Below are 25,991 nucleotides of genomic sequence, written 5' to 3' on the forward strand. Positions count from 1 at the left end.
TTCCTTGACCCGCTTCTGGGCAGTTGGTATAAAACGGGGCTTATTGCCCGGCGCGTAAATTGCCGAAGGCTAAAAAATTTAAAGTATGGGTGTCTTTTGTAGACCACCCGAAGCATATTTAAAAAGAACAGAGGGATTAAGCGTGAATAAGTCCGAACTGATTGAAGCAATTGCCGCATCTGCAGATATTCCAAAAGCAGCAGCTGGCCGTGCTTTGGACGCAATGGTTGATAGCATCACTGATGCCCTAAAAAAAGGTGATCAAGTTGCCCTCGTTGGCTTTGGTACCTTTGCTGTGAAAGAGCGTGCAGCTCGTACTGGTCGCAATCCTCGCACTGGCGATCCCATTGAAATCGCTGCGGCAAAAATTCCTAACTTCAAGGCCGGTAAAGCCCTGAAAGACGCTGTAAACTAAGTTTTCAGCAGGCTTTGAGACTTTGTAAAAGAGTCTGAATGTCAAAGAGGCGTGTCAGTTGGGATACGCCTTTTTTGTATCTGATAGTAGTTAAAAACAATTAATTTTCGGAGCTGAGCATGCTTCAGTCCATGCGTGACAACCTGAAAGGGACAGCCGCGATTATTGTCGCAGCCTTTTTCGGTTTTATTATGGTCATTGGGGGAATTGATTTCTTCACCGGTGCCAGTGGAGGTGCTGCCGATGCGGTAGCCGAGGTTAATGGCGAAAAAATTACAAACTTGGATTTGCAACGCGCAATTCAAAATCGCCGCAATATGATCATTAGTCAGTACGGCGAAGATGTGCCCGCTGATTTAATCAGCGATGAGCAGTTGCGTGAGCCAGTTTTACGCCAGTTGGTTTCCAGTGCTGTGATGCGCCAAGCTGCTCAGGACAGTGGTATGGTGATGAGCTCTGCGGCGGTCGACAGAGCGATCGTGGGAATTCCGGCTTTTCAGGTGAACGGCAGTTTTGATCCGCAAATGTACCGCGATGCTTTGCGTCGTATGGGGTATAGCCCTGCAGGCTTCCGCCAGATTATGGAAAATGATATGGCGCTGGAGCAGTACGCAAACAGTGTTGTTGAAAGTGCTTTTACTACCCAGGCGGATGCAGAGCAGATTGTTGCGGCCTCTATGGAAGAGCGTGATTTTGATTACGTGGTGATGCCAGTTGAAGGCCTGCTAGCAGAGACTCAGGTTTCGGATGCTGAAGTAGAACAGTACTACCAGGAGAATCAAGGGCAATACCAGCGTCCAGAGCAGGTGGCGGTTGAGTATATTGAGCTAACTCCTGAAGTATTTGCCGGTAACATTGATATTTCTGAAAGCGATGTTCGCGCTCAGTACGAGCAAGAGCTGAAAGGTTTCGCATCGGAACTTCGCCGTCGAGCTGCACATATTTTGCTTGAAGAAGCTGACGCAGAAAAAATTGCTGAGATTCAGAGCAAACTGGATGCCGGCGAAGATTTCGCCGAGTTGGCAAAGACTTACTCCCAAGACGTAGGCTCTGCGGAGGGAGGCGGTGAGTTGGGTTACACCACAGGTGATGTATTCCCAGAGGCATTCGAGCAGGCCTTGGCCGCGCTGGAAGTGGGTCAGGTTTCTGCTCCAGTGACCACCGATAGTGGAACTCACTTTATCAAGTTGTTGGAAGTAGAGCAGAGTGAACCGCCGAGCTTCGAAGAGCAAAAAGTGGCGATCGAAAAGCGACTGCGTGCGTCCGTTGCCGAGCGCGAGTTTGTTGATGCCTTGTCCCGTCTTGCCGATCTGGCATACAACGCGGATAACCTGGCTGAGCCCGCTGAAGAGTTGGGTGTTCCCCTGAAGACTGCCAATCTGTTTTCGCGCGAGAGCGCATCTGGCGTCCTTTCTAACGGGCAGGTTATCGAGGCTGCTTTCTCTGTGGAAGTGAAGGAAGATGGCAATACTTCAGATGTGATCAACCTGAACAATGAGCACTCTGTCGTTTTGCGGGTCACCGACTCTAAGCCCGCGGGTACCTACCCTCTGGAAGAGGTTCGCCAGCAAATTGTTGACCGTTTGAAGCGTGATAAGGCCAGTGAGCAATTGGCTAAGCAAGCGGAAGAGCTTAAAGAGAAGCTCGCTACTGGTACTAGTTTTGCAGAACTGGCAGAAGCGCAAGGTTTAACCCTGGAGACCAGTGATAAAACTCGCCGCGGTGGTTTTGCTCAGCGCGGTGAGATTAATGCCAAGGCATTTGCATTGCCTGCACCATCTGCTGGCAAAGATGAAGTGACCAGCTTCGCTACAAATAATGGTGATCTGGTAGTTCTCGATCTGCGCAGCGTGCGCCCGGGCGAACTGTCCAAGCAGAGCAAAGAGCAGCGTCAGGCACTGATGCAGCAATTGGCCTCTGTAAATGGTGGGGCAGAGTTAGCAGCTATCCAGCGCTACTTGTCCGATCAGGCAAAAATCGATCTGGCCTCTTCTGCCGAGTAACGGTTGTTATTGAGCCATAAAAAAACCCGGCAATTGCCGGGTTTTTTTATGGCTAACTCCCTGTAGGGTAGGGTGCGCTTTAAGTGTTGCTGGCACTATCCACAAATAAGGTTAAGCGCTGTCCGGGTTGTAAATACTTGGACTTGTTTATCTTATTCCAGCGGAGAATATCATCGATTTCGATACTGAATTTATTGGCTATCCGATATAGAGAGTCGCCGCTGCGTACCCGGTAAGAAACCTTGCGGGTAGTGCGGTTGTTCTCTGATACTGCGGGGGAGCCGTTGTAAGCCACCAGGGTGCGTCCAGGGCGCAGGGTGTCTCCCGGTGCCATGCTGTTCCAGCTGGCCAGTTGCTTTACGGTCACATCCAGCTTGCGTGAAATCCCCCAAAGGCTGTCGCCAGGGCGTACAGTGTAATTAACTTTCTGGCCCTTGCCAGAAGACTGCTTGCGTTTAACTCGCTGATCGAGTGCGTAGGCATACTGTCCCGCGGGGCCCGATGCGCTGGGGATTAACAGTGTTTTACCGGCGCGAATATTATTGCTGCGTAGTTTGTTTGTTTCGCGTATCGCTCCGACGGTGGTCTGGTAGCGTCGAGCGATAGTGGAAAGGGTGTCGCCTCGGGCAATGGTGTAGCGCTGCCAGCTTACCCTCTCTTCCTTGGGAAGTTGTGCCAGGGCGCTCTCAAACTTTTCCTGGGTCTCTATTGGAATCAGTAGTTGGTGGTTTCCGTTGGGGTCGGTTGCCCAGCGGTTATAGCCTGGGTTCAGTAGGTACAGCTCTTCTATCTCAATTTCTGCAAGTTCCGCAGCTTGGGCCAGATCGATCTGACTGCCTACATCGACACGGGCGTAGTAGGGCTCATTGGAGACATCATGCAGTGGGATTTTGTAATGGTCCGGGCGGGATATAACCTCCGCCAGAGCCAGCAGCTGGGGTACATAGCGCTTGGTTTCCCGCGGCAGTTTGAGATCCCAATAACTGGTGCCAAGCCCGTTGCGACGATTGCGCTCTACGGCTCTGCGAACCGTTCCCTCACCGGCGTTGTAAGCAGCGAGTGCCAGCTCCCAGTCCCCATCAAAGCGATCGTGTAGGTAGTTGAAGTACTTTGCCGCAGCCTGGGTGGATTCATGGACATCGCGGCGTCCGTCATACCACCAGTTTTGCTCGAGCCCGAAAGAGCGCCCGGTGGCCGGGATAAACTGCCACATACCGGAAGCCCGGGCGTGGGAGTAGGCGAAGGGGTCGTATGCACTCTCGACAATGGGGAGCAGCGCTAATTCAAGTGGGAGATTTGCCTGTTCCAGCTGTTCTGCAACATGGAAAATATAGCGACGAGAGCGCTCCGTTACCCGAGCCATATAGCCCTCGTTGCGGGCGAAGTAAGCAATATATTCCTTAACCTTGGGGTCGCTGGTGTGGTGATCCAGGGCGAACCCCTGACGAAGTCTTGCCCAGATGTCTACGGGGGGAGGGACCGCTTCAGAGGGTTTGTGTTTTTTAACAGCTCGGTCACTCGCGACAGAGGTTTCCTCTGCAGGGATATTTTCAGTTTCAGGCGCAGAGGCCTGTTCCGGTAATTGCGAGCAGGCCCCTACCGTAGCGGCTAGTAATGCTACGGCAAAATTCTTGTGAACCATGTGTGATATCCGCGAGTCTTTCTTGTAATTCATCCTGACGCATTTCAGAACAATTATTGGTAAAGCGCCAGGCATTTGGTCAATTACTTTCGATTCTAATTAGGCAAATTAGTTTCGGTCAATATTGACGGTTAAAAAGTATGCGAATTGCTAGTTTATCACCCAGCCTGAGAGGAGTTTAGGTGAAGTTGGGCGTTTAGAAGTTGTCCTTCCAGCCGCGCAAGCTCGCAAAAATATCTACGTTATCGCTTCCGTCATTTAACTCCGGTCTCGAATTGATAGCTGTCTGCCTAACTTCCGGATACTGGGAGCGAAGAAATGGGTTGGTGTCTAGCTCAAGGGCGATAGTTGAAGGCAAAGTTGGCTTGTTTTCTACTCTCAAGGCTTTGCACTGAGCAACCCTTGCCTCAATGGCTTGATTGTTAGGCTCTACCGCTTGGGCAAACTTCAGGTTGGCGAGTGTGTACTCGTGTGCAGGATAAACAAAAGTTGCGGCGGGTAATTTACTGAGCTTTTGCAGAGAATGGTACATCTGCTCTGGAGTGCCTTCGAACAACCTGCCGCAGCCAGCGGAAAAAAGAGTGTCACCACAAAAAAGGTGTAATTGTTCACCGCCTGCTGCTGTGGTTTCATTCAAAACCAAAGCTAAGTGGTCTAGAGTGTGCCCCGGAACAGCGTGTACCTGGAAGGGCATGCCAAGGACCTGTAAGGAATCTCCACCGGCAATGGGGTGAGTGACACCAGGTATGTGCTCGGGGCCATAGACAGGGCACTGGTACTGGTGGCAAAGCGTTTCGATGCCACCGGTATGGTCATAGTGGTGATGAGTAATGAGAATGCCGCTGAGCCTGGTCCCCTCTAGGGCCTTTTCTACTGGCACAGCATCACCAGGGTCGACTACCCAGTGCTGGCCATCTTTTTGCAGGTGCCAGATATAGTTGTCATTAAAGGCGGGGATTGGCGTGATGGATAGCATAATCGAATCGTCTTTTCGCTGAATAGCAGAACAATATCATGGAAGGCGTGAGACGGTGTGAATTGTTACCTGAGGACTGGTTTACTTAGAGTAAGGCCCTGGAAACATCGCCCGAGTGTAGAATTGAATAGCTGTTAGATTGATCAATGGAGATATGATGACCGGAAAGAGCAGGCCTGGTAATGATGAGGAGCAATCCCCTCTTGGCAAGGTCTGCCCAGCGCTATCCCATTGGTTTTCCAGTTCGCTGGGAGAGGAGATTCTCTCGCAACAGCTGGCGTTGGCCCAACCCTTAGTGGAGGGCTTTTTCGGTTACCACTTTCTACAGGCCAGTGTGACCCAGTCCGTTGACTTTGGCGCCTCCAGCCGTATCAATCATCGTTTTCGATTGGGGGCAACTTCTGAGCAGGGCGGGGCTGCGATAGTGGAGTTCGAGCAACTGCCCCTCCCCGCCGATTCAATCGATGTAGTACTGCTGCATCACCTTTTGGACTTTTCCAGTCATCCCCACCAAGTATTGAGAGAGGCGGCCAGGGTTTTGATACCCGGTGGTCATATGCTGCTAATCGGGTTTAACCCGTTTTCCTTGCTCGGCTTGTCCCGCCTGCTATTTTCCAGGGGGGCTTACCAGCGCGGAAATCAACTGCGTGCTGCTCGAATTGCCGACTGGATGAATCTGTTGGACTTGCAGGCTGAGAGGGTAGATCGCGGCTTCTTCCGCTTGCCATTACAGCAAAAGGAATTGCTTTCCAAGACGGCTTGGATGGAGCGCCTTGGCTCCCGCTTGCACTTGCCATGGGGGGGCTTTTACATCATAGTCGCCCGCAAAGAAGTGGCACGTGTTCGCACTATTAAAATCAATTGGCGGGCCGAGAGAAAGCCCGCTTTGGTTGCCACCCCGTCGAGCCCTCGCGTTGCAGCACGCGGGAAGCATCAAAAGCGCTGATTTCGCTGAAAATCGGCCCCATATCTAATTTTGGCGTAAGTTTTGAAACAAATTACTATCTATACAGATGGCGCTTGTCGCGGTAATCCTGGTCCCGGCGGTTGGGGTGCCCTGTTGGTGTACGGTGAGCGGGAGAAAGAGTTGTTTGGTGGGGAGGCGCATACCACCAATAATCGTATGGAATTGTTAGCTGCAATCAAAGCTCTGGAGGCTCTTAAACAGCCGTGCAAAGTTGATTTACATACTGACTCACAGTACCTGCGCCAGGGCATTACCGGCTGGATTAACAACTGGAAAAAGAACGGTTGGAAAACGGCGAGTAAGAAGCCTGTCAAAAATGCAGACCTATGGCGGCAGTTGGATGAGAGCGTCTCCCAGCATGATGTGGAGTGGCACTGGGTTAAAGGTCATGCCGGCCACCCAGGCAATGAGCGGGCCGATCAGTTGGCAAATCGCGGCGTCGATGAGCTGGAGTCCTGAGGGGAATATTGCATATGCGTCAAGTGGTTCTCGATACAGAGACAACAGGTCTCGATCCCAAAAGCGGCCATCGTATTATTGAAATTGGTTGCGTAGAGCTGGTTAACCGGAAGTTGACTGGCCGTCACTATCACCAGTACATCAACCCGCAGCGACAAGTGGAAGATGGGGCTATTGAGGTCCATGGAATTACTAATGAATTCCTGGCGGACAAACCCGTATTCGCTCAGGTCGCCGATGAATTTATGACCTTCTGTGAAGGTGCAGAGCTGGTTATTCACAACGCGCCCTTCGATGTCGGTTTTATTGATGCTGAGCTGAGGCTGCTGGGTAATCCGCGCTGGAGCAATGTCAATGCGCATTGTGGGGTTTTGGATACCCTGACAATGGCCCGGGAAAAGCACCCTGGGCAGAAAAACAATCTGGACGCCCTTTGTAAGCGCTACTTTGTCGATAACTCCCAGCGGGATTTGCACGGCGCATTACTGGATGCGGAGATTCTTGCCGACGTCTACCTGATGATGACCGGTGGCCAAACCGATTTGGTGTTGGCACAGGGTGATTCCTCGGAAGGGGAGGAAGGTAAGAAGGCGGAAAATGATGTGGCGGGTGAAGCCATTCGTCGCCTATCGGCAGATCGCGCGCCCCTGCTAGTAGCGCGTGCTACGCCACAGGAAGCTGAAGCGCATCAATCGATGCTAGGTTTGCTGGAGAAATCAGCGGGCAAACACTTCTGGTAGCACATCAATGAAGAGGTGTTCTCTTTAACCTTGATGTTTATTGTGCTTTTCTTTTTCTGAGTGGGTGGGAATTATCAATCCCCACCCATCCAGATAGTCTCTAATACAAGCTCTCTTTAGATCGCGTAGACCACGCAAATCAAAGCAACAATACTCAGTACGATGGTGTAGGGCAGAGCCATGATCACCATGCGGCCATAAGATAGGCGTATGAGAGGTGCCAGGGCCGATGTCAGCAGGAACAAAAATGCAGCTTGTCCATTGGGAGTGGCAACGCTGGGTAGGTTGGTTCCGGTATTGATGGCAATGGCCAGCTTGTCAAAATGTTCTCGGGTAATGTCGCCTGCAGTGAGGGCAGCTTTAACTTCGTTAATATAAACCGTTGCCACAAAAACATTGTCGCTAATCATCGACAAGATACCGTTTGCCATGAATAGCAATCCTGGCTGCTGTTCGGGCTTTTGTGCGAGAACGAAGTTGGTTACAGGCTCGAATAGGTGTTGCTGGTGAATCACTGCAACAATTGCAAAGAAAACCACGAGCAGTGCAGTAAATGGCAGTGCCTCTTCAAACGCGTGGCCGATTCTAGCTTCTTGAACAACGCCGTTAAACGAGGTCAGAAGTACAATAATCATCAGGCCAATGATACCGACTTCGGCAACATGAAATGCCAGGGCAAAAACCAGAACCACAGCGACAATGCCCTGAATCCACAGCTCGGCAACCTGAGCCGAGGTGCGCTTCTTTTCTTCCTCTTTGGAAAAATTAACCAGTACCTCGCGTACGGCGCTAGGGAGCTGGGCTCCATAGCCAAACATTTTAATTTTCTCTAAAAAGAAACAAGTAACTAGGCCGGCAAAGAATGTTGGAATGGTTACTGGGGCCATCTGCAGGAAAAACTGTACAAATTCCCACCCGGCTTTCTCAGCGATCAGTAGGTTTTGCGGTTCTCCAACCAAGGTGCAAACACCACCGAGAGCAGTGCCTACGGCGCCATGCATGATCAGGCTGCGAAGGTAGGCTCGAAACTGGTCCAAGTCTTCGCGGTGATACTCCACGACATGCTCATCGTTGGAGTGGTCGTGGTCGTTGTGGTGGTGTGGCTGCTGGGAGGCGACCCGGTGATAGACTGAGTAAAAGCCTACGGCAACCGCAATCAGAACAGCAGTTACGGTCAAGGCATCTAAGAATGCTGACAGTACTGCAGATACAGCACAGAAAAGTAGTGACAGCAGAGATTTTGAATTCACATTAATCAAAATTTTAGTGAATACAAATAGAAGCAGGCTCTTCATGAAGTAAATGCCGGCCACCATAAACATTAGCAGCAGAATAACTTCGATATTCTCAACTACCTCGTGGTAGACGGCATCGGTGCTTGTCATACCCATCAATACGGCTTCAATTGCGAGTAGTCCGCCGGGTTGAAGTGGGTAACACTTCAGGGCCATCGCCAGGGTAAAAATGAATTCACCAATAAGGACCCAGCCTGTTACAAAAGGCCCCGATACATACAGTATTAATGGGTTGAGAAGCAAAAAGGCGGCTATGGTCAATTTGTACCAGTCAGGCGCTTCGCCGAGAAAATTTTCGGCAAAGGCGCGACCAAATCCGCCGCCGGATGCCGCAATGGTGTTGTTGTAAGTGTTCATCATTTACTTCCTTGGTTAACCCATTGGTGTGGGTCAAAATGGAATCTTTGGGAATCGGCGGTGTATGCGAAATAGATACCTGAGCTCAATTATCGCTGCGTGCTTCCCCTGGTTTATTGTGCACAGATTGATTGGTTTTTGTTCTTTAACACAAAAAAACGTACAGCTTTTAACTTGAAAGTAGCAAACGCTACTGGGTTTTCTGGAAAATTCAAGTAATTTAGGGGCTTCAGCCCCGCCGCTAGGTTATTTGTCGATTATTCGGTGGAAATTGTTTGGCGAAAGGTGGACTCTTTTATTTATTGGGGTAAATTGCCCTTAATGAGGCCAGAATCATCCTGATCTGGTTGTTTTTTGTTCGATTATAGGAAGAATGCAGCGGTGCAGCCAAAGACTGAATTGCGCAAGATCAATATCACTTCTGTCAATGTAGTGAAGGATGAGCTGGTAGCTACCATCGATAATGCCGCCTCACACTTGGATAAATTTGCCGCGGATACTTCCCAAAAGCAGGCTCTTGAACAGAGTTTGGCTGCACTCAGGCAGGTCAGTGGAGTATTGCAGATGGTGCAGCTCCAGGCAGCTGAGCTCCTCGCCCAAGAGAAAATCAAAGCGCTTACAGAGGTATTAGAGGAGAGACAGAGCGCCTCAGAAGAACTGATGGAAGCGCTGGGTACAGGTTTTTACGTAATGGGACGCTACTTGGAATTTGTTCAAAGTCGTGCCATTGCCCGTCCAGAATTGCTGATCCCCTATATCAATAATTTGCGCGCGGCCCGGTCCCAGCCCCCTGTGCCGGAAAGTCATTTTTTCCGTTGTAACTTGGAGGGAGCTGTGCCTGGTGCAGGGGCTTCTGCGGTTATGTCGGAAGACTTGAATAGTTTTGTTCGCCGATTCCGTCATATGTACCAGGTTGGTTTGTTGGCTCTGTTGCGAGGTAAACCTCGGGGCCCAGCGTACACGATGATGTCTCGTGCCCTTGAGAGAATCGCAAGCATCACCATGGGGCGCCCAAACGGGCGTTTATGGGTGGTAGCAGGGGCGGCACTTGCAGGCATGGCCTCCCAGGAAATGCGCATCAGTCGATCCCGGGTGATGGTTTTCAGTATGTTTGATCGCTGGCTGCGAGCATTACAAAAAGAGTGTGACACAGCTTTAGATCAGCCTGCGCCACCGATTTTGCTGAAAGAGTGCCTCTATTGGCTGACTCTTTCCAAGCCCGAGGGCTTTGGTGGCAAGTTGCTGGAAGCCTTCTCCGCAGAGGCTCTTGATTACAGCGAAGAGGAATTAGAGCGGGAGCGAGCCACCCTTGGAGGCCCTGGTGCCACGGCAATTACCGCAGTTGCTAACGCCTTAGAGGAAGAGTTGTCCGGTGTGCGCCGGATGTTGGATGACGCTGAGTTAATTGGTACTACTACCTTGGATGCAGAAGATGGCCTCGCTTCTTCTCTACAGAGAGTGGCCGGTACCTTGCAGATGCTCAATTTTAAGCGGGTTGGAGAGAGTCTGCGCAGCGCGGTTGCGGAATACCAGAGTGCCTCCGGCGCGGGCGGTTCCATAGCGGACAGCGCACTGCAGAAGCTGACAGGCCAGGTGTTGATGGTCGATAGCACGGTAAGAGCGCTCAAGCAGAGTACTTCTATTGATCTGGATGAATACGGTCATGCGGATATTGCCTTTGAGCACAGCCAGCTGGCGGAAGCGGAAGTGGCTGTACTTAAAGAGGCTGAAGCCGGTTTGGCGTTGATTAAGAGAGCGCTGGCGGCCTATGCAGAGTCCGACTTTGATCATGGCCATATTCGCAATGTTTCCACTACTTTGAACTCAGTGCGCGGAGGCTTGATTGTTCTCAACTTAAGTAGAGCGGCGGCCGTAGTTGAAGGTCTGCTGAACTTTGTTGAAACTGTTATCGACCGCCATGATGCCGGTCCTGAAGTAGAGCAATCTTTGCATATTTTTGCCGATGCGATTATCAGCCTTGAGTACTATCTGGGAGAGGTAAAGCTGCATAGGCAAGCAGATATTCAATCCCTCAGTCTCGCTATCGAAAGCTTGACTGCTCTGGGTTATCCCGTTGAGGCCGCATAATTAAGGAGGTCTCCTTGGTAGATAAGTTTGTCCCAGCGGGTAATGTGTGGGCAGTTCCGGAATTTTCCCAGCATATCCTGATTGCTGATGGACTGATTCTCTGCCGAGGAGATTTTTTCCTCCACGACGCCCAGGTGTTGGTAGCGGAGGCTGTTCAATCCAGCCACTACTTGGGAGAGTTAAGTGGGCGGGCGTGTGGTGTCCACGTTTTGTCTCGCCAGGTTGAAATTGCCGGCTATGAATGGCGAAACCTGCGCAGCCTGCTGACTTTGGTTGAGGAGCCGATGTTTGCATTGGCTGGGCGGGCGCTACAGATTTCCCATTGGGATAGCCAACATCGATTTTGCGGTCGTTGTGGCACTCCCACCATCTATCACTCTAATGATCGCGCTCGCACCTGCCCGGCTTGTGATCTTACTGTCTACCCCAGAATCTCCCCCTGTGTAATTATGCTTGTTACCCGAGGAGATGAGTGTCTCTTAGCTCGTCACGCCTCGCGTCGAAATGCAACTTATACAGCCCTCGCTGGGTTTATAGAGCCCGGTGAGAGTGCTGAGCAAGCGCTGGTGCGTGAAGTCTATGAGGAGGTGGGGCTCAAAGTGGGTGCCCTGGAGTATGTGGGGAGCCAGTCCTGGCCTTTTCCCGGGCAGTTGATGATCGGGTATTTGGCGGAGTGGCAAGGTGGGGGATTGTGCTTGGACCCCAATGAGATAGAAGAGGCAGACTGGTTCCACTACAGTTCATTGCCAGCTATACCGCCCATACAAACCCTGTCCGGCCGCTTGATCCACACTTTTGTTGAAAAGGCTGCAGCGAAGAACCGCCCGTAAGGTTGGTTTAAAGATGTTGCGCAGTATCAGGGAGTAGAAATCATAATGTATATAGCGATTACCTTTATTATTGCCATCCTGGCGTTGTTGTTTGTGTTTTGGGGGGCGCGAGTCCTGCTATCGGGAAATTGGTTCCTGGGGTTTATACGTGGTTTCGCCGGTCTTTTTCTTTTTGCAACTGCCCTTTGGATTGTTCTGATTGCTGCAGATGTTTACAGCTATAGAAACCTGGCTGAAGAGCACAGTGTTGGCATTGTTTCGTTCCGAAAAATTGCCGAGCAGCAATTTGAAGTCAAGTTTTCCGATGCGGATGGTATAGCGCAAAAGTTTGAATTGCTTGGGGATCAGTGGCAGTTGGATGCCCGAATGCTCAAGTGGCAGGGTCCATTAGCCCGCTGGGGAATTAAGCCCGCTTATCGTCTAGATAGGTTGAGTGGTCGCTATCTCACGCTGCAGGATGAGCGAGCTCGCGAGCGTTCTGTCCATGAAATAGAGGGGGCGAACTATGGCGTGGATGTTTGGCAGTTTGTACGCGGTGTTGATCGCAAGTTGCCCTTTGTTGATGCGGTATATGGCAGTGCCACATTTCTACCTATGGAGGACGGTGCGGTTTACGAGGTACGTATTAGCCACAGCGGTTTGTTGGCTCGCCCCCTTAATCAGCGAGCAACTTCCGCCCTGGAAGGTTGGCAGTAAAATACTGAAGCTAAATAAAAATTAGTTATGACGGAAAATGGAGTCTAAGTGGAATTTTTAATTGAATACGGCCTTTTTCTAGCCAAAATTGTTACGGTTGTCGTGGCCTTAATGGTGTTGATAGGTTTTATTTTTGCAAATCGAGAGCAGCTGAAAGAGCGTGTTCAGGGACATATCACAGTTACACATTTGAATGATCGCTATGAGCAGTTTAAAGAAACACTGCTTGAAGCTGTGATGGATAAGCACGAATTCGCCCGTCGTAAAAAGCAAATGGCGAAAGAAAAGAAAACTCAAGAAAAAGCCCTGGCTAAAAAACATAAAGCTGAGAGCAAAAAGCAGCCGGAGAAAAGTGCTGCTACTTCTTCCGACGTTGCTAAAGAGGAAGGAGAGCATGAGTCCAAGAGTATAAAAGGGGAGTTGGTCTCCGAGCGCAAGCGTGTCTTTGTTATGCAATTCAATGGGGATATCAAAGCGAGTGCGCTTTCCCACTTGCGTGAAGAGGTGACGGCCATTCTTCAAGTGGCAGAGTCCGGAGATGAAGTTCTTCTTTGTCTTGAAAGCCCTGGGGGCATGGTGGCGAACTATGGTTTGGCCGCCAGTCAGTTAACCAGGATTCGCAGTGCAGGTATCCATTTGACTATTGCTGTCGATAAAGTAGCTGCCAGTGGGGGCTATATGATGGCCTGTGTTGCAGACCGTATTCTGGCAGCACCCTTTGCGATGTTGGGCTCAATTGGTGTTTTAGCTCAGATGCCGAATTTTAACCGCCTGCTGAAGCGCAATGATATCGATTATGAACTGTTTACTGCGGGCCAGTACAAGCGCACTGTAACCATGTTTGGCGAAAATACTGAGGAAGGTAAACAGAAGTTCCAAGAGGATTTAGATGAGATCCATATTCTGTTTCAGCACTTTGTCGGGGAGTACCGTCAAAAACTCGACGTCGACAAAGTTGCCACGGGTGAGGTTTGGTTCGGGCAAAAAGCCCTATCCTTGGGACTGGTCGATGAGCTGAAAACATCAGATGAATACCTGACCAGCTGTGCTAAGGACTGCGACTTATATCAGGTGGAATTCAAAGAGCGGAAAAATATTGCTAAGAAAATAGGGCTGGCGGCAGAAGCCGGTGTGGAATCGGCGGTCACTCGTCTCTTTTCACGGCTGGCAGCTCTGCGTCATCAGGCTCAATAGTTGTAACGTTACAGGTTGATAGTGTTGCGGGATATACCCCATGGAAATAGATAGGGATGAAAAATTTCGGGCAATTCAGGTTGCCGAAGTAGCTTCGGGAAAGTTTGACCAGTCTGTTGTTGAGCGTCAACTTTCTGAGCTTCCCGATAACCCGTTGCTGTTGGCCGTAAGTTATTCATCCTTGAATTTCAAAGATTCTTTATCTGCGTTTGGCAATCGTGGGATTACTAATACCTACCCCCATACCCCGGGTATTGATGCGGTGGGCAAAGTGCTGTTCGATCGGAGCAAGACGTTTCAACCAGGTGCCGAATTACTGGTCAATGGCTACGATTTGGGCATGAATACTTCTGGTGGACTTGCAGAGCGTATTGCCGTTCCTCCGCAATGGGCCTTGCCAGTCCCCGAGGGCCTAACAGCTTGGGAGTCTATGGCACTGGGTACGGCTGGTTTTACCGCCGCGCTTTGTGTTGAAAAACTCCTGGAGTCCGGCGCATCTCCTGAGGATGGAGAGATTCTGGTAACAGGTTCAACCGGGGGCGTCGGCTCTGTTGCCGTCGCCTTGCTGGCGAAGCTAGGCTTTCGTGTCGCAGCAGTGACGGGAAAGTTGGAGTCTGCTGATTATTTGGCGAGATTGGGTGCATGGAAGGTTCTCGACCGGGATACACTGGCCCCTTTTGCCAATAAGGCGATGGCCAAGCCATTGTGGGCTTGGGCTGTAGATACTGTGGGGGGGGAAACGCTTTTTAATGTCATTAAATCCCTGCGCTACGGCGGCGGAGTGGCTGCTTGTGGTATGGCTTCAGGTGCTCAATTTCACGCCAATGTATTTCCATTTATCTTGCGCGGTATTAGTTTGTTGGGTGTGGATAGCGCTGTTTTGCCAATAGAAAAGAAGGCAGAAGTATGGAAGCGGTTGGCCAGTGAGTGGTATATCGGCGATAAGCTCGACAGTATTGCGGAGAATATTAGCCTTGATCAGGCTCCAGAGTTTCTTGCGCGCTTAAATAGAGGGCATGGAATAGGTCGTTACGTTGTAGATATGGCTCTCTAATAGATCTATCGATTTAGAATAATAAGTACACTTAAAAGATTCTATTTATCTTACCAAATATCCCCGACAACTCTGAATCTGAGTTGTATATGGGCTTTTTTCTCAATAGCCTTTAAGCGGACTCTGTTGTTTGCGGGCTTGTTGTATTGGAAGAAAACTTTGTCGACAAGTAACAGTGAAAGTAACAAACCTGGCCAGCGTAACGCTCTGGTTCTCTCTGGGGGAGGTGCGCGTGCTGCCTATCAAGCGGGCGTTTTAAGGGCGCTTGCGGAACTGGTTCCAGAAGATAATCCTCGGCCCTTTCAAATAATCTGCGGCACCTCTGCAGGAGCTATGAACGCGATGCTTCTCGCCTCTCATACAGGTACCTTTAAAGAAGCTGTCGACAGAATGTGCTCAGTTTGGTTGCAGCTTAGTGTTGAGCAGGTTTATCGCACCAGTTGGCGTAGTTTGCTTGGAAATCTGTTTTCTATCAGTCGTTCGCTCTTGAACCAAGGTGTGGGTAGACAAAAACCTTTGGCACTCCTGGATAACAGTCCGCTGCGCAGCTTGGTTGAGCGCGAGATAAACTTTGACAATATTCAAAAAAATATTTCGGCTGGGCATTTGCATGCCACAAGTGTTAATGCGCTTTCTTATAGTGAAGGGCAGTCCGTCAGCTTTTTTCAGGGAGCGGAGAATGTTAAAGGATGGCAGCGGTTTCGTCGCTTTGGAGTGCCCACTCAATTAACCTCGGACCACCTATTGGCATCAGCAGCAATTCCTGCCATTTTCCCGGCGGTCAAATTGGATGGGGTTTATTTTTGCGATGGTGCCATTCGTCTGATGGCCCCGATTAGTCCCGCACTGCATCTCGGTGCCAAGCGTGTCTTTGTGGTGGGTGTGTCGGACAACCGTTCTCCAGCCCATTGGGGGAGTCGCAACAGACCTGCGCAGATGGAGTCCCCTTCGATGGCGCAAATAGCTGCTCAGTTATTCAATGCCGCATTTATCGATAGCTTGGAGGCGGACTTGGAGCATCTGGATCGAGTAAATATGTTACTTGACTATGTGGATCCAACAGATCATTCCGATTTGAAATTGTTGCGTTCGGTAGAGTCGGTTGTTATTGAGCCCTCGCAGAGTTTAGGGCGTCTTAGTGGCAGAAAACTTGGTCACCTTCCCTCGGCGCTACGCTGGTTATTCCGCTCAACGGGTGCGACCAATCCCGGTGGCGGTGTTTCTGCAGCCAGTTATTTATTATTTGAAAGGCCATATATCGAAGAACTTATCGATCTCGGCTATCAGGATGCCATGTGGGAAAAAGATAAATTGCGCAGTTTTCTACAGCCGGAGCCGGAAGGTAAAACTGAGCGCAAGGGGCTCTTTGGGATTCGCAGTAAATCTCAAGAAGAGGCTTCTCACGGTAATTCTGAACACTGACCTTAGTTTCTCTCCCCTCATTGGCGTGACTAGCGCCTTTCATCTTAGTGAATATTTTTTCTTCAAGTTTCTAAAGGGCGTTAAACGCCCTTGAATCCATTATTATTCCGCCAAGGCGGAGGAAGCCTTTAGCATTTAGTTTGCGCTTTCTTATGATTTTCTCGGGCTATGTGCGCCCTCACTCATCCGAACAAGTAGCTTCTATATTTAATAGTGATGTCAATGCTGTCGGGTATTATTCAAGATGTTTTCTGTGTTTTTACTCGTGACTCTTTTTTCATTTAGTACAGGTAATCAGGATTTCGCCCAGATGATCGGTAGGGTTGATCGGGTTGAATATTTGGGGGGAGGCTTGGTTGTTTCTGGGTGGGCTTGTCAGAAAGGAGTATTCAAGTCAGTTTCTGTTGGTCTTTATCTAGGTAGCGATAGTAGAAGCGGGTTTCCATTAAAAATTTCCAGAGCTGATCAGGCGTCGTCAAAAGGAATTGCCAATATATGTGATACTCAGGGCGTTCCCCATGGATTCAAGTTCTATTTGAATTATGAGGAAATGAAAAAATTTGTACGAAAGAAGATCTATGTATATGGGTTTTCATCAAATCAAGGCAGATTCAGTGCAATTTCAAATTCTGGTAGATATCGGGTCGGGATCCCCTACATGAAATATACCGATATTACCTTGTTGCGAAGAACTTTTGATTTGCAGCCACTGGCTACGTTTGATGATCAGCATTTAAATTTAATTCCAATGCCCGGTAATGGGTATGCACTGGAAGCTCAGTATATTCCTTATGAGAAGGGTTCGGAGAGAATTAGTACATCAACCCAGTTAGCCAAATCTGTTTCATCGGCAACTCTCGCTTACGATGTGAAGTTTCATCGGAACTTCGAATTTGTTAAGGGAGGTAAGCTACACGGCCTTGCTGGTGGGGGACAGGCTTCAGGATGCGTACCTATTGATCCGAAGAGTTGGAGTGTGCGGGTTAAGTTTGGTGCGGAGGGTAGGGTTGGGCTCTATACCTATCATCAGGATAGAGTCGCTCGGTGTGGAGATGGGTATCAAGGGAATGACAGCTTTAGATTTGAGCGGGATACCTGGTATCGGATTGAGTTGTTTGTGCAATTAAATAGCAGTGCAAATAATGCTGACGGATATATCGAGCTGTTTATAAATGGAAAAAAAATTGTAGAGGAACAAGGGTTGCGGCTGACTGGTAGTGATAGGGTAGCTATTGATAAATTTCAGTTCAGTACTTTTCATGGCGGTAGTTCAGCTTTGTGGTCACCCTCCAAAAAAGTCTATGCCTACTTTGACAATATTTCAGTGAAGCAAGGGAGAAAGATATATGGCCTTAAGGGGGCTGTATGCGAAAATGAGAAAGCTGGAATATACAATGGGTCGGGAGCTTGCTGTTCCAGCTCGTGTGGGGCCTGTGGCGGCCCCGGATGCGGCCAATTAAATGGTGGAAGCTCAGCCTGCTGCACATCGGAAATTATTAATTCAGCGCCATTGTGCTCCTATCCTGGGCAGGTCGCCCCATGCACTATGTAAGGCTTGAGGGCTTCTGAGTAACTTGGACGCTTTATAAATTAAAGTTTCCATTTAAATCGCTGAATTAATTGCAAGAAATTTCCCTGTATTTCGCATTGTATTTTCAGCTGAGAGCCGCTCACCGGATGTTCAAGCTTAAGTTCAGATGCATGCAAAAGCAGTCGAGAGCACTCGAGCCTATTGGCAAAGAAACGATTATGGGTTGACTTTCCATATTTCGGGCAGCCAATTAGAGGGTGGTGGATATGCTTGAAATGCCTTCTTATTTGATGGCGCCGCCCTGTTTTCAATTGGATTTCTACTAGGGAATACCGGCTGGTCGGGTAGCGGTCAACCTCATAAGGTAACTCAATAGTCTCCAAGCGTCGGTACAGTGTAACAGCTTGCTGACGTGGCAGATCCGTTTTAGGTCGCTTCCTCTGGTGTTTGAAGTCGGCAACGGGGGGGAGGGCATAGTCAATGACACCTTCTTCCGGGCTATACCCTCTACATACAGCAATATATTTTTTTGATGATAAATCACTTTCCAGCTGCTGCTGTACCTGCGCAGCAATCTCGCTGCTTTTCGCAAAAATAATAACACCGGAGGTAGGCTTATCCAGTCGATGTACTGGATAAAGAAAGCTGCCACATAGGTCCCTCAAATATTGCAAAAGTACACGCTTTTCATGGCGGTCTATTTCTGATCTGTGAACAAGCCACCCCTCTGGTTTATAAGCGGCAAGTAAGTAGTCGTCTTCAATGAGAATGGTAGGTTCTTGAGTGGTCATTTTGGGGGCGTGGCGACTGGACTGTAATTTCGGTAGCACGATTTTATGGCATAGCGAGCCCTCAAGCTATGTTGAAAAGTAAAAGTTGGTTAGTGAATTCAGGGTAGAATTTTTATCGATAGGCAAAAAACAGGCTTGACATGGTACCAAATGAGAATAAACTGCACCTAAATTCCATTGCTGATCTAGTTTCAAGGTTGGCATTCTAATTGGCAGTATTTTTGAAGTGGATCGCACCACTAAGGAGCCGTGAAATGCGAAATGTAGATATCAAGAGTTTATTTGTTTAATCACTTTTCACGCGCTTGAGCTTGGAAAGTGATATTGCTTTCCAAGCCAGACCTTCCAAAAGCCCTGGCAAATGCCGGGGCTTTTTTGTTTTAGCTTGGATTGCCGTTTCAGTTAAGTGGATTAATCCAGGGATAAAATATGCCTGTGAAAACAGTGTTGAATCGAAATGCACCGCCTGGCACGGTACCGGTAAAAATCTATACCGATGATATCGAGCCCCAGGCAATGCAACAGTTAAAGAATATTGCCCAGCTTCCTATTGTGCACTCCCATGTTGCTGCTATGCCGGATGTGCATTTGGGAAAGGGGGCAACGGTAGGATCGGTGATCCCAACGGTAAGTGCGATAATTCCTGCTGCCGTTGGGGTGGATATTGGTTGTGGAATGAATGCGGTGCGAACTTCGCTACAAGCCCATCAGCTGCCAGACAATCTGAAAGCACTGCGGGACGCCATTGAGGTGAAAGTGCCGGTTGGTCAGGGACGACATAAACTGATCAGCGCCAGGGAATCTGCCTGCAAACTTTTAGCTCCCGGTGTGGATAGATTGTTTTCAAAGCATCCAGGGCTACTGAAGAAGCTGCATCAGCCACAAAAAACCTGGGTGACCCAAATGGGTACATTAGGGGGTGGCAATCACTTTATCGAAGTTTGTATTGATGAGAGTGGTGCTGTCTGGGTGATGTTGCATTCAGGGAGTCGAGGGATTGGCAATGCTATTGGTCAGCATTTTATCCAGTTGGCCCGACGGGATATGGCTGGGCATATGCATAATCTTCCGGATAAGGATCTGGCCTATTTCTCAGAAGGCTGCCAGAATTTTGACGATTATATTGAGGCGGTTAATTGGGCGCAGGAATATGCGCGCTGGAACAGGCAGGAAATGATGAAGCTTGTGCTTAGATGCCTGAAGGTAAGCTTGCCAAAGTTTACTTTGACCACAGAGGCAATTAACTGCCACCACAATTATGTTGTTCGCGAGCGCCATTTTGATAGAGATGTATTCGTGACTCGCAAAGGGGCTATTAGTGCTCAGAGAGATCAGTTGGGAATTATTCCCGGCTCTATGGGGGCTAAGTCATTTATCGTGCGTGGGCTTGGCAATAAGGAATCTTTTTGTTCCTGTGCACACGGAGCTGGTCGAAAAATGAGTCGTACAGCGGCTCGCCAGCGTTTTACCAGAAAGGACTTGGAAGATCAGACCCGAGGTGTGCAATGCCGTAAAGATAAGGGTGTTCTGGATGAGATTCCTGCTGCTTATAAGGATATTGACCAGGTGATGGAGAACCAGTCCGATCTTGTGGAAGTGGTGCACACGTTGCGCCAGGTAATTTGTATCAAGGGGTAAATATGGAGGTATCAATACAAGTTTTGAGTGAGAAGATATTTGGAAGAGTGGATCTACTAAAAGTAAAAGGTGAAGTTTTATGAAAAAGAAAGAAAAAATTCGTAGTTACGTTGCGCGTAATCCGCTAATGAGAAAGGGCGGTGCCCACGTAAAGGCAAAATCTTCGGGTCGTTTCGCTAGCAAGCAGAAGCTGCGTAAAGAGGTGCGGGAGTGCGACTCCCGCCCCCAGGCTTTTGCCGCTATTTTTTCGTTGATATCGCCTCTTTAGTTAGCCGTGTTCTCTGCTAGCCTATTTCCCATCAGGCCAGTTGGGTAGAGCTTCCAAATATACCCAGCGCTTCTTAAATAACTTAAATAGTGAAATTTCGTGAATCAGGTGTTCTTGGTCATTTTCTGTATACCAAGCCTTAAATTCCACAATCGACTTTTTTAGTCCCGCCTTGCTCTTAATAACTTCCAATTGTGTCCACTGGATTTCAATATCCTCAGCTTGCAGTTCTGGGCAGGTGTCGGGATGCCAGGTTTTTTTCAGGTACCGAAAATTTCCGGTTGCAAAGGCCGTATAGCGACTGCGCATAACCGCTTCTGCATTATTGGGGTAAGCCTTTCCCGACAAATAGAGTCCGCAGCAGGTATCAAGGGGCTTGCCCGATCCACAGGGGCAGTACCGATCCGTCATAAATCATCTCTCCAGCGTGAACTTAACGCTCTCGTAACACTTTTTAACCATGTTTTCTGGTGAGGGAGCGTAGCATAGCTTGACCTTTGAAATGTTGCCGCTAAGATACCGACCAACCGGTTGGTTTTGATTGATGATGCCCAGGAGGTCATGTGTCGAGAGTCGACAAAGCTGCCATTGTTCGAGCAGCAGAAGAAGTAGTCCGGGATCGCGGGGCGCGCAAGTTGACCCTGGATGCGGTGGCTGCACAGTGCGGGCTCAGTAAGGGCGGTTTGATTCATCATTTTCGAACTAAGCAGTCACTCCTGAAGGCGATGCTGGAGGCGGCAATAGCTCGTGAAGATGACAGTGTTGCCACTTTTGTGTCCTCCGGGGACAGCTTGTTGGTGTCGCGCTTGAAGAGCATTTTTGAATTGATGGAGGACGACAAGGGGCTGCCTCGCTCACTGATTGCCGCCGTGGCCGAAGACCCCATGTTGCTGGGGCCGGTAAAAGACAAAGAGGATCAGCAGCGTCGCGATATATGCGATGCGTATCGTGACCCGGAAATGGCGGAACTGCTAATCCTGGCGGCCCAGGGCATGTTCCTGGGTCGCGTACTCGGTGTGGTTGAGTCTGAAGACCCGATTATTGAACGTTTACAGGGACGTCTGCTGGCGCTCTCTGCCGACCTGAACTAAAGGTCAGCCCCAGTTAATACAGTTTGTGGATTATGAATATGAATATATCGCCAAGATCGCGTTTCTCATTGGCCGTTTTGATCGCAGCAGTTGCAGTTTTGGCAGGATGCTCCGAATCGAAGACGGAGCAGGCGCAGGCAGAGCACGTCTGGCCCGTGAAAGTAGCTACCGTTGCCAGTAATAACCAGGTCAAAGATCGACAGTTTGCCGGTCGTGTTAAGGCAGTGCAGAGTGTCGATCTATCTTTCCAGGTCGGTGGGAAGCTGGACAAGCTCACAATTCGCGAAGGTGAAATTATTCCAAAGGGAACCCTGATAGCAGAGCTTGATCAGCGGGATTACCTGCGCAGGGTAAAAGAAGCACGATTAAATGTAGAGTTACTGGAAAAAACCCTCAATCGTCAACGCTCTCTGGCAGGGTCAAAAGTTATTTCACAGCAGCAGCTGGATGAAACGAAAAGTAACTTTGACTTGGCTAAAGTTACCCTGGAACGTGCTGAGCAGGACCTGGCATATACCCAGCTAAGGGTTCCATTCGATGCTTTGGCGACTCGTCAGCTGGTAGAGAATTACACCAATGTCCAGGCCGGCCAGGCAATTGTCCGTTTGCAGAATATTTCTGAAGTTCGAATTCAAATCTCCGTGCCTGAAAAGCTGTTGGCCACGGTTAATGAAGAGCAAGTCAACTCCATGACCGCCGAATTTGAATTTTTGCCGGGCAAGGAGTTCCCACTTACTTACCGTGAGCACCAGGCTGAGGCAGACAGCGTTACCCAGACTTACGTTGTCGAGTTTGGAATGCCCCGCCCCGAAAATGTACAGATCCTTCCCGGCATGACCGCTCGCGTTAGTGTGAAGTTGAATAAAGCGAGTGGTGATCTGTGGGTTCCCCTTTCAGCAGTGCAGACTGGCCCGGAAGGTAAGCCCTATGTTTGGCAAATTAATGCAGACCAGTCTGTTTCCAAAGCTTCCGTGATCCTCGGGCGTACTGATGGTGAGTCGGTTCAGATTAAAGATGGCATTAGCCCTTCTATGAAACTGGTTGCTACCGGCGGCCAGCACCTTTATGACGGTGCAAAAGTACGCAATTACGCACAGCACTAATTAGTGTGTTAGCTCTGGCCCTGTTAACAGTAGGGAAAATGTTGTGAAGATTTCTGACATATTTATAGAAAAGCCAGTTTATAGCTGGCTGTTGATGCTGATTTGCTTAATCGGTGGTCTTTGGGGGCTTTCAGATATTGGTCGCCTCGAAGATCCTGCGTTTACGATCAAGGAAGCCCGTGTTTACACCTTCTACCCAGGCGCCAGCGCCCAGCGTGTAGAAGAGGAGGTCACCGAAAAGCTTGAGGTGGCCATCCAACAAATGGGACAGCTGGACAAGGTCTCTTCCACCTCAAGTCCGGGAATGTCTGAAATTCGGGTGGAAATCAAAGATCAGTATGCCTCGCAGGAACTTGCCCAGGTTTGGGATGAATTGCGGCGCAAGGTTAATGATGCTCAAAGTGACCTGCCCAGCGGTGCTTTACCCTCCATTGTGAATGATGACTTTGGTGAGGTTTACGGTATTTATTATGCGATTACCGGAGAAGGGTTTTCGCTGACTGAAATGCGTGAAATTACCAAAGCGATTCGCCGGGAGTTACTGGGAGTTGAGGGGGTTGCCAAGGTTTCCCGCTCAGGCATTATCGACGAAGTGGCTTACCTGGATATTGATGAATCCCGCCTGGCCCAGTTTGGTTTTTCCCTGGATGACTTAGCGCAGGTACTGCAATCTGAAAGTTCGACCCAGAAAGTTGGCGAGATTGGAGGTCAGGATTTACGTACCCGCATACTGGTTGATAATCCTGCGAGTGACCTGGAATCCATTCGTAATATTCTCGTCGGCGTGCCCGGTTCTACCGCGATGCTGGCCGTTCGTGATATCGCCGATATTTCTCTCGGTTACGATGAAAGCCCAAGCTTTATTGCCCGATTTGATGGTAAGCAGGCCATTCTGCTGGGTGTTGCCGGTGCGGAAAATACCAATATCGTGAACGTTGGTAAGGCGGTAGAGGCCAGGCTGGAGCAGATTAAACAGGCATTGCCCCTGGGTGTAGAAATCCATCCTATTTACGAGCAGCACCAGGTAGTAGAGGAGAGTGTTGACGGTTTCCTCTTTAACCTGGTTTCCTCTGTCGTGATCGTTACTCTAGTACTTTGTGTATTTATGGGCTGGCGATCCGGTGTTGTGGTTGGCACTGTCCTCGGTTTGACCGTTTTGGGCACCGTGTTAATCATGAACCTGTTTGGCTTGAATTTGCAGCGGATCTCTCTCGGTGCCCTGATTATCGCCATGGGTATGTTGGTTGATAATGCCATTGTGGTTGCCGAAGGGATGCTGATGGGGGTTCAGAGAAAAGAAGAGCCTAAGAGTGCTGCCAGGCGCGTAGTCCGCCAGACTTTCTGGCCACTGCTGGGTGCGACCATTATCGGTATTATGGCGTTCTCCGGCATCGGTCTGTCCGATGATGCTACTGGCGAATTCCTTTTCTCCCTGTTTGCGGTAATTGGTATCTCCCTGCTACTCAGCTGGATACTGGCGATTACTATTACCCCTTACCTGGGCTATCACCTGTTTAAGCCGGGTAAGCAAGCCGACTCGGATGATCCGTACGATGGCCGCTTCTACAACATGTATTCCGGTGCTTTATCAGGAGCGTTGAAGCGCAGGGGCCTGACCATTGCAGTACTTATTGTGGTGACCCTGGCCAGCTACTTTGCTTTCGGGTTTGTGAAGCAGGGGTTCTTCCCCAATTCAAATGCTCCTCTTTTTTATGTTAACTACTTCATGCCTCAGGGCAGTGATATTAACCGTACGGACAAGGCGCTTCAGGAAGCGACTGCATTCTTCCAGGAACAGGATGAAGTTGTCTCCGTAACGGCGGTAGCTGGTCGCGGGGCCGATCGCTTTATGCTGACCTATGCTCCCGAGCCACCCAATGCGTCTTATGGCCAGTTGATTGTTCGCACGGAAAACCGGGAGCAAATCCCCCAGTTGATTGAGAGTGCCAAGGCGAAGTTGCGTGTAGCGCAGCCGGAAGCATTGATTACTTTCAAGCGCCTGGTGTTTGGTCCCGGTGGCGGATCGGATGTTGAAGTGCGTATTTCAGGTCCGGATTACCAGACACTGCGTACCTTGGCGGTCAGTGTAGAACAGCAGTTCCGTGAAAAAGGACTGGAAGATATTCGTCACAACTGGCGCAGCAGAGAGCCCACTCTCCACGCACATCTGGATGATGAGCGGGCGCGAGTTGCCGGGGTTACCAATGCTGATGTCAGCCGTATGATTCAGTTTGCCACTGCGGGTTACACCGTTGGCGACTTTGAAAGCGGTGACCGTATTATCCCTATTGTTGCCCGTATGCCAGAGGGAGATCGCAATCAGGTGGGTTCACTGGAAGACCGCTTGGTATGGAGCCCCAATGAGCAAGGATATATTCCGGCAGGACAGTTGATTACTGATTTCGAGTTAACTGCTGATGAAGGATTGATCCAAAGACGCAACAGGGTGCCGACTATTACCATCAGTGCGGATGCGCCTGAAGGTGTTACGGCAATGGCAGCCTTTGGTCGCATACGTCCCTGGGTTGAAGAAATGAAGTTGCCACCCGGCTTCAAGGTTGAATTCGGTGGTGAGTACGAAAGTTCTACCGATGCGCAGAAGTCGTTAGGTAAAGGTTTACCCTTGGGCTTCCTGATTATGATCCTGGTGTCGATATTGCTGTTCGGTACTGTTCGGGAGCCGGTGATTATCTGGCTGGTTGTCCCTATGTGTCTCGTCGGTGTTGTTGTCGGGTTGTTGGCGACGGGATTACCATTTGGATTTATGTCTCTTCTCGGTGTCCTCAGCTTGTCTGGTATGTTGATTAAAAATGCCGTGGTATTGGTGGATGAGATTGAGGTTCAGACTCATGCGGGCCTACCGAGATTGACAGCTATCCAACGGGCCAGCGTTAGCCGTTTGCGTCCGGTATTCCTTGCCGCTGTCACTACTATTTTGGGAATGTCCCCGCTTCTGTTCGACGCTTTCTTTGCGGATATGGCGGTGACAATTATGGGTGGGCTTGGATTTGCTACGGTGTTGACACTGATTGCAATCCCTGTGTTCTATGCGGTATTCCACAAAGTGAGACCCAACGAAGTAATCGGCGGGGAAACTGAAACCAAGGAGCAACGCAAAGAGGCGGCTATTAGCGAACCTGTATCCGTTTAAAACATGTTTGCCCTAATTTGGGGCTGATCTAAGAGTCCCGTGCCAAGTTACTATTCGCTTGGTACGGGATTTTTTTTGTCTTCGTTTTTTATCCATAAATTATAGGGTTGTTTTCTGAGGGGGAGCTTTCCATTGAAATATATGAAGAGCTTTACGTAGGAAATTAAATTTATTGAACTAAATTTTTTTTCGTCTGTAATCAAACCTTATTAAGTCTGTCATTTAGCACAACTACTCTATGCCGCCTTTATAACTGGAACTGCCTTCGGGTGGGGAATCA

The 25,991-nt window shown here is 49.5% G+C and carries 22 protein-coding genes; 17 read left to right on the forward strand and 5 right to left on the reverse strand.

Features of this window, described 5'->3' with window-relative positions:
* The first annotated feature begins 85 nt into the window (after nucleotides 1-85).
* The gene (gene hbs, locus ACJJII_RS14625; protein ID WP_255422880.1) at nucleotides 86-415 is read left to right on the forward strand and encodes a non-specific DNA-binding protein Hbs; all 330 of its coding nucleotides are present in this window, start codon (nucleotides 86-88) and stop codon (nucleotides 413-415) included.
* Nucleotides 416-534: 119 nt separating this feature from the next.
* Nucleotides 535-2,418 (forward strand): SurA N-terminal domain-containing protein, encoded by a 1,884-nt coding sequence (locus ACJJII_RS14630; protein WP_444916688.1) that lies wholly within the window; start codon nucleotides 535-537, stop codon nucleotides 2,416-2,418.
* A 79-nt stretch (nucleotides 2,419-2,497) separates the two neighbouring features.
* On the opposite strand, the gene ACJJII_RS14635 is transcribed toward ACJJII_RS14630, so the two are convergent.
* Entirely contained in the window at nucleotides 2,498-4,060 is a 1,563-nt protein-coding gene (locus ACJJII_RS14635) for a LysM peptidoglycan-binding domain-containing protein (protein WP_444916689.1), read from the reverse strand.
* Between the two features lie 196 nt (nucleotides 4,061-4,256).
* On the reverse strand, nucleotides 4,257-5,036 hold the full coding sequence (gloB, locus tag ACJJII_RS14640; RefSeq protein ID WP_444916690.1) for a hydroxyacylglutathione hydrolase: 780 nt from the start codon (nucleotides 5,034-5,036) through the stop codon (nucleotides 4,257-4,259).
* 157 nt (nucleotides 5,037-5,193) lie between these two features.
* Between gloB and ACJJII_RS14645 the strand changes: the two genes are divergently transcribed.
* The 3 genes from ACJJII_RS14645 to dnaQ are packed head-to-tail and all read left to right on the forward strand — an operon-like array spanning nucleotide 5,194 to nucleotide 7,202.
* Nucleotides 5,194-5,982: a class I SAM-dependent methyltransferase gene (locus tag ACJJII_RS14645; RefSeq protein WP_413665180.1), complete on the forward strand. Its 789-nt coding sequence runs from the start codon at nucleotides 5,194-5,196 to the stop codon at nucleotides 5,980-5,982.
* A 42-nt stretch (nucleotides 5,983-6,024) separates the two neighbouring features.
* A complete protein-coding gene (gene rnhA / locus ACJJII_RS14650) occupies nucleotides 6,025-6,462 on the forward strand; it encodes a ribonuclease HI (protein WP_413665181.1) in 438 nt (145 codons plus the stop codon).
* Nucleotides 6,463-6,476: 14 nt separating this feature from the next.
* A complete protein-coding gene (gene dnaQ / locus ACJJII_RS14655) occupies nucleotides 6,477-7,202 on the forward strand; it encodes a DNA polymerase III subunit epsilon (protein ID WP_444916691.1) in 726 nt (241 codons plus the stop codon).
* A gap of 116 nt (nucleotides 7,203-7,318) precedes the next feature.
* Here dnaQ and nhaB read toward each other — a convergent pair whose 3' ends face one another.
* Nucleotides 7,319-8,854 (reverse strand): sodium/proton antiporter NhaB, encoded by a 1,536-nt coding sequence (gene nhaB, locus ACJJII_RS14660; protein ID WP_444913384.1) that lies wholly within the window; start codon nucleotides 8,852-8,854, stop codon nucleotides 7,319-7,321.
* Nucleotides 8,855-9,235: 381 nt separating this feature from the next.
* Between nhaB and ACJJII_RS14665 the strand changes: the two genes are divergently transcribed.
* The 7 genes from ACJJII_RS14665 to ACJJII_RS14695 all read left to right on the forward strand — a co-directional run bounded on the left by ACJJII_RS14665 (nucleotide 9,236) and on the right by ACJJII_RS14695 (nucleotide 17,690).
* Complete coding sequence (locus ACJJII_RS14665) at nucleotides 9,236-10,942, forward strand: FimL-related protein (RefSeq protein WP_444916692.1); 1,707 nt, start codon at nucleotides 9,236-9,238, stop codon at nucleotides 10,940-10,942.
* A gap of 14 nt (nucleotides 10,943-10,956) precedes the next feature.
* Nucleotides 10,957-11,772: an NAD(+) diphosphatase gene (gene nudC, locus ACJJII_RS14670; RefSeq protein WP_444916693.1), complete on the forward strand. Its 816-nt coding sequence runs from the start codon at nucleotides 10,957-10,959 to the stop codon at nucleotides 11,770-11,772.
* Between the two features lie 45 nt (nucleotides 11,773-11,817).
* On the forward strand, nucleotides 11,818-12,468 hold the full coding sequence (locus ACJJII_RS14675; protein ID WP_444916694.1) for a cation/multidrug efflux pump: 651 nt from the start codon (nucleotides 11,818-11,820) through the stop codon (nucleotides 12,466-12,468).
* Nucleotides 12,469-12,516: 48 nt separating this feature from the next.
* The gene (sohB, locus tag ACJJII_RS14680) at nucleotides 12,517-13,662 is read left to right on the forward strand and encodes a protease SohB (RefSeq protein ID WP_282933417.1); all 1,146 of its coding nucleotides are present in this window, start codon (nucleotides 12,517-12,519) and stop codon (nucleotides 13,660-13,662) included.
* Between the two features lie 40 nt (nucleotides 13,663-13,702).
* On the forward strand, nucleotides 13,703-14,716 hold the full coding sequence (locus tag ACJJII_RS14685) for a YhdH/YhfP family quinone oxidoreductase (RefSeq protein WP_444894315.1): 1,014 nt from the start codon (nucleotides 13,703-13,705) through the stop codon (nucleotides 14,714-14,716).
* 159 nt (nucleotides 14,717-14,875) lie between these two features.
* On the forward strand, nucleotides 14,876-16,138 hold the full coding sequence (locus tag ACJJII_RS14690; protein WP_444916695.1) for a patatin-like phospholipase family protein: 1,263 nt from the start codon (nucleotides 14,876-14,878) through the stop codon (nucleotides 16,136-16,138).
* A gap of 658 nt (nucleotides 16,139-16,796) precedes the next feature.
* Nucleotides 16,797-17,690 carry a polysaccharide lyase gene (locus ACJJII_RS14695; protein WP_444916696.1) on the forward strand — a complete coding sequence of 298 codons (894 nt, stop codon included), beginning with the start codon at nucleotides 16,797-16,799 and terminating at the stop codon, nucleotides 17,688-17,690.
* A gap of 38 nt (nucleotides 17,691-17,728) precedes the next feature.
* Here the strand turns inward: ACJJII_RS14695 and ACJJII_RS14700 are convergent, their stop codons facing one another.
* Nucleotides 17,729-18,499: a pseudouridine synthase gene (locus ACJJII_RS14700; protein ID WP_444916697.1), complete on the reverse strand. Its 771-nt coding sequence runs from the start codon at nucleotides 18,497-18,499 to the stop codon at nucleotides 17,729-17,731.
* Nucleotides 18,500-18,889: 390 nt separating this feature from the next.
* On the opposite strand from ACJJII_RS14700, the gene ACJJII_RS14705 reads away from it, so the two are divergent.
* Together ACJJII_RS14705 and ACJJII_RS14710 are read left to right on the forward strand one after the other, a co-directional pair.
* On the forward strand, nucleotides 18,890-20,098 hold the full coding sequence (locus tag ACJJII_RS14705; RefSeq protein ID WP_444916698.1) for an RtcB family protein: 1,209 nt from the start codon (nucleotides 18,890-18,892) through the stop codon (nucleotides 20,096-20,098).
* Between the two features lie 79 nt (nucleotides 20,099-20,177).
* A complete protein-coding gene (locus tag ACJJII_RS14710; protein ID WP_413665191.1) occupies nucleotides 20,178-20,366 on the forward strand; it encodes a hypothetical protein in 189 nt (62 codons plus the stop codon).
* 21 nt (nucleotides 20,367-20,387) lie between these two features.
* Here the strand turns inward: ACJJII_RS14710 and ACJJII_RS14715 are convergent, their stop codons facing one another.
* The gene (locus tag ACJJII_RS14715) at nucleotides 20,388-20,777 is read right to left on the reverse strand and encodes a YchJ family protein (protein ID WP_444916699.1); all 390 of its coding nucleotides are present in this window, start codon (nucleotides 20,775-20,777) and stop codon (nucleotides 20,388-20,390) included.
* Between the two features lie 152 nt (nucleotides 20,778-20,929).
* On the opposite strand from ACJJII_RS14715, the gene ACJJII_RS14720 reads away from it, so the two are divergent.
* From ACJJII_RS14720 to ACJJII_RS14730, 3 genes are read left to right on the forward strand one after another with little or no spacing between them, the layout of a single operon-like run.
* The gene (locus ACJJII_RS14720; protein WP_444896723.1) at nucleotides 20,930-21,457 is read left to right on the forward strand and encodes a TetR/AcrR family transcriptional regulator; all 528 of its coding nucleotides are present in this window, start codon (nucleotides 20,930-20,932) and stop codon (nucleotides 21,455-21,457) included.
* Nucleotides 21,458-21,495: 38 nt separating this feature from the next.
* Nucleotides 21,496-22,560: an efflux RND transporter periplasmic adaptor subunit gene (locus ACJJII_RS14725; protein ID WP_444916700.1), complete on the forward strand. Its 1,065-nt coding sequence runs from the start codon at nucleotides 21,496-21,498 to the stop codon at nucleotides 22,558-22,560.
* Between the two features lie 43 nt (nucleotides 22,561-22,603).
* The gene (locus ACJJII_RS14730; protein WP_444905751.1) at nucleotides 22,604-25,711 is read left to right on the forward strand and encodes an efflux RND transporter permease subunit; all 3,108 of its coding nucleotides are present in this window, start codon (nucleotides 22,604-22,606) and stop codon (nucleotides 25,709-25,711) included.
* Nucleotides 25,712-25,991: the final 280 nt, after the last annotated feature.

Source organism: Microbulbifer maximicatervae (SeqCode), assembly GCF_052467825.1.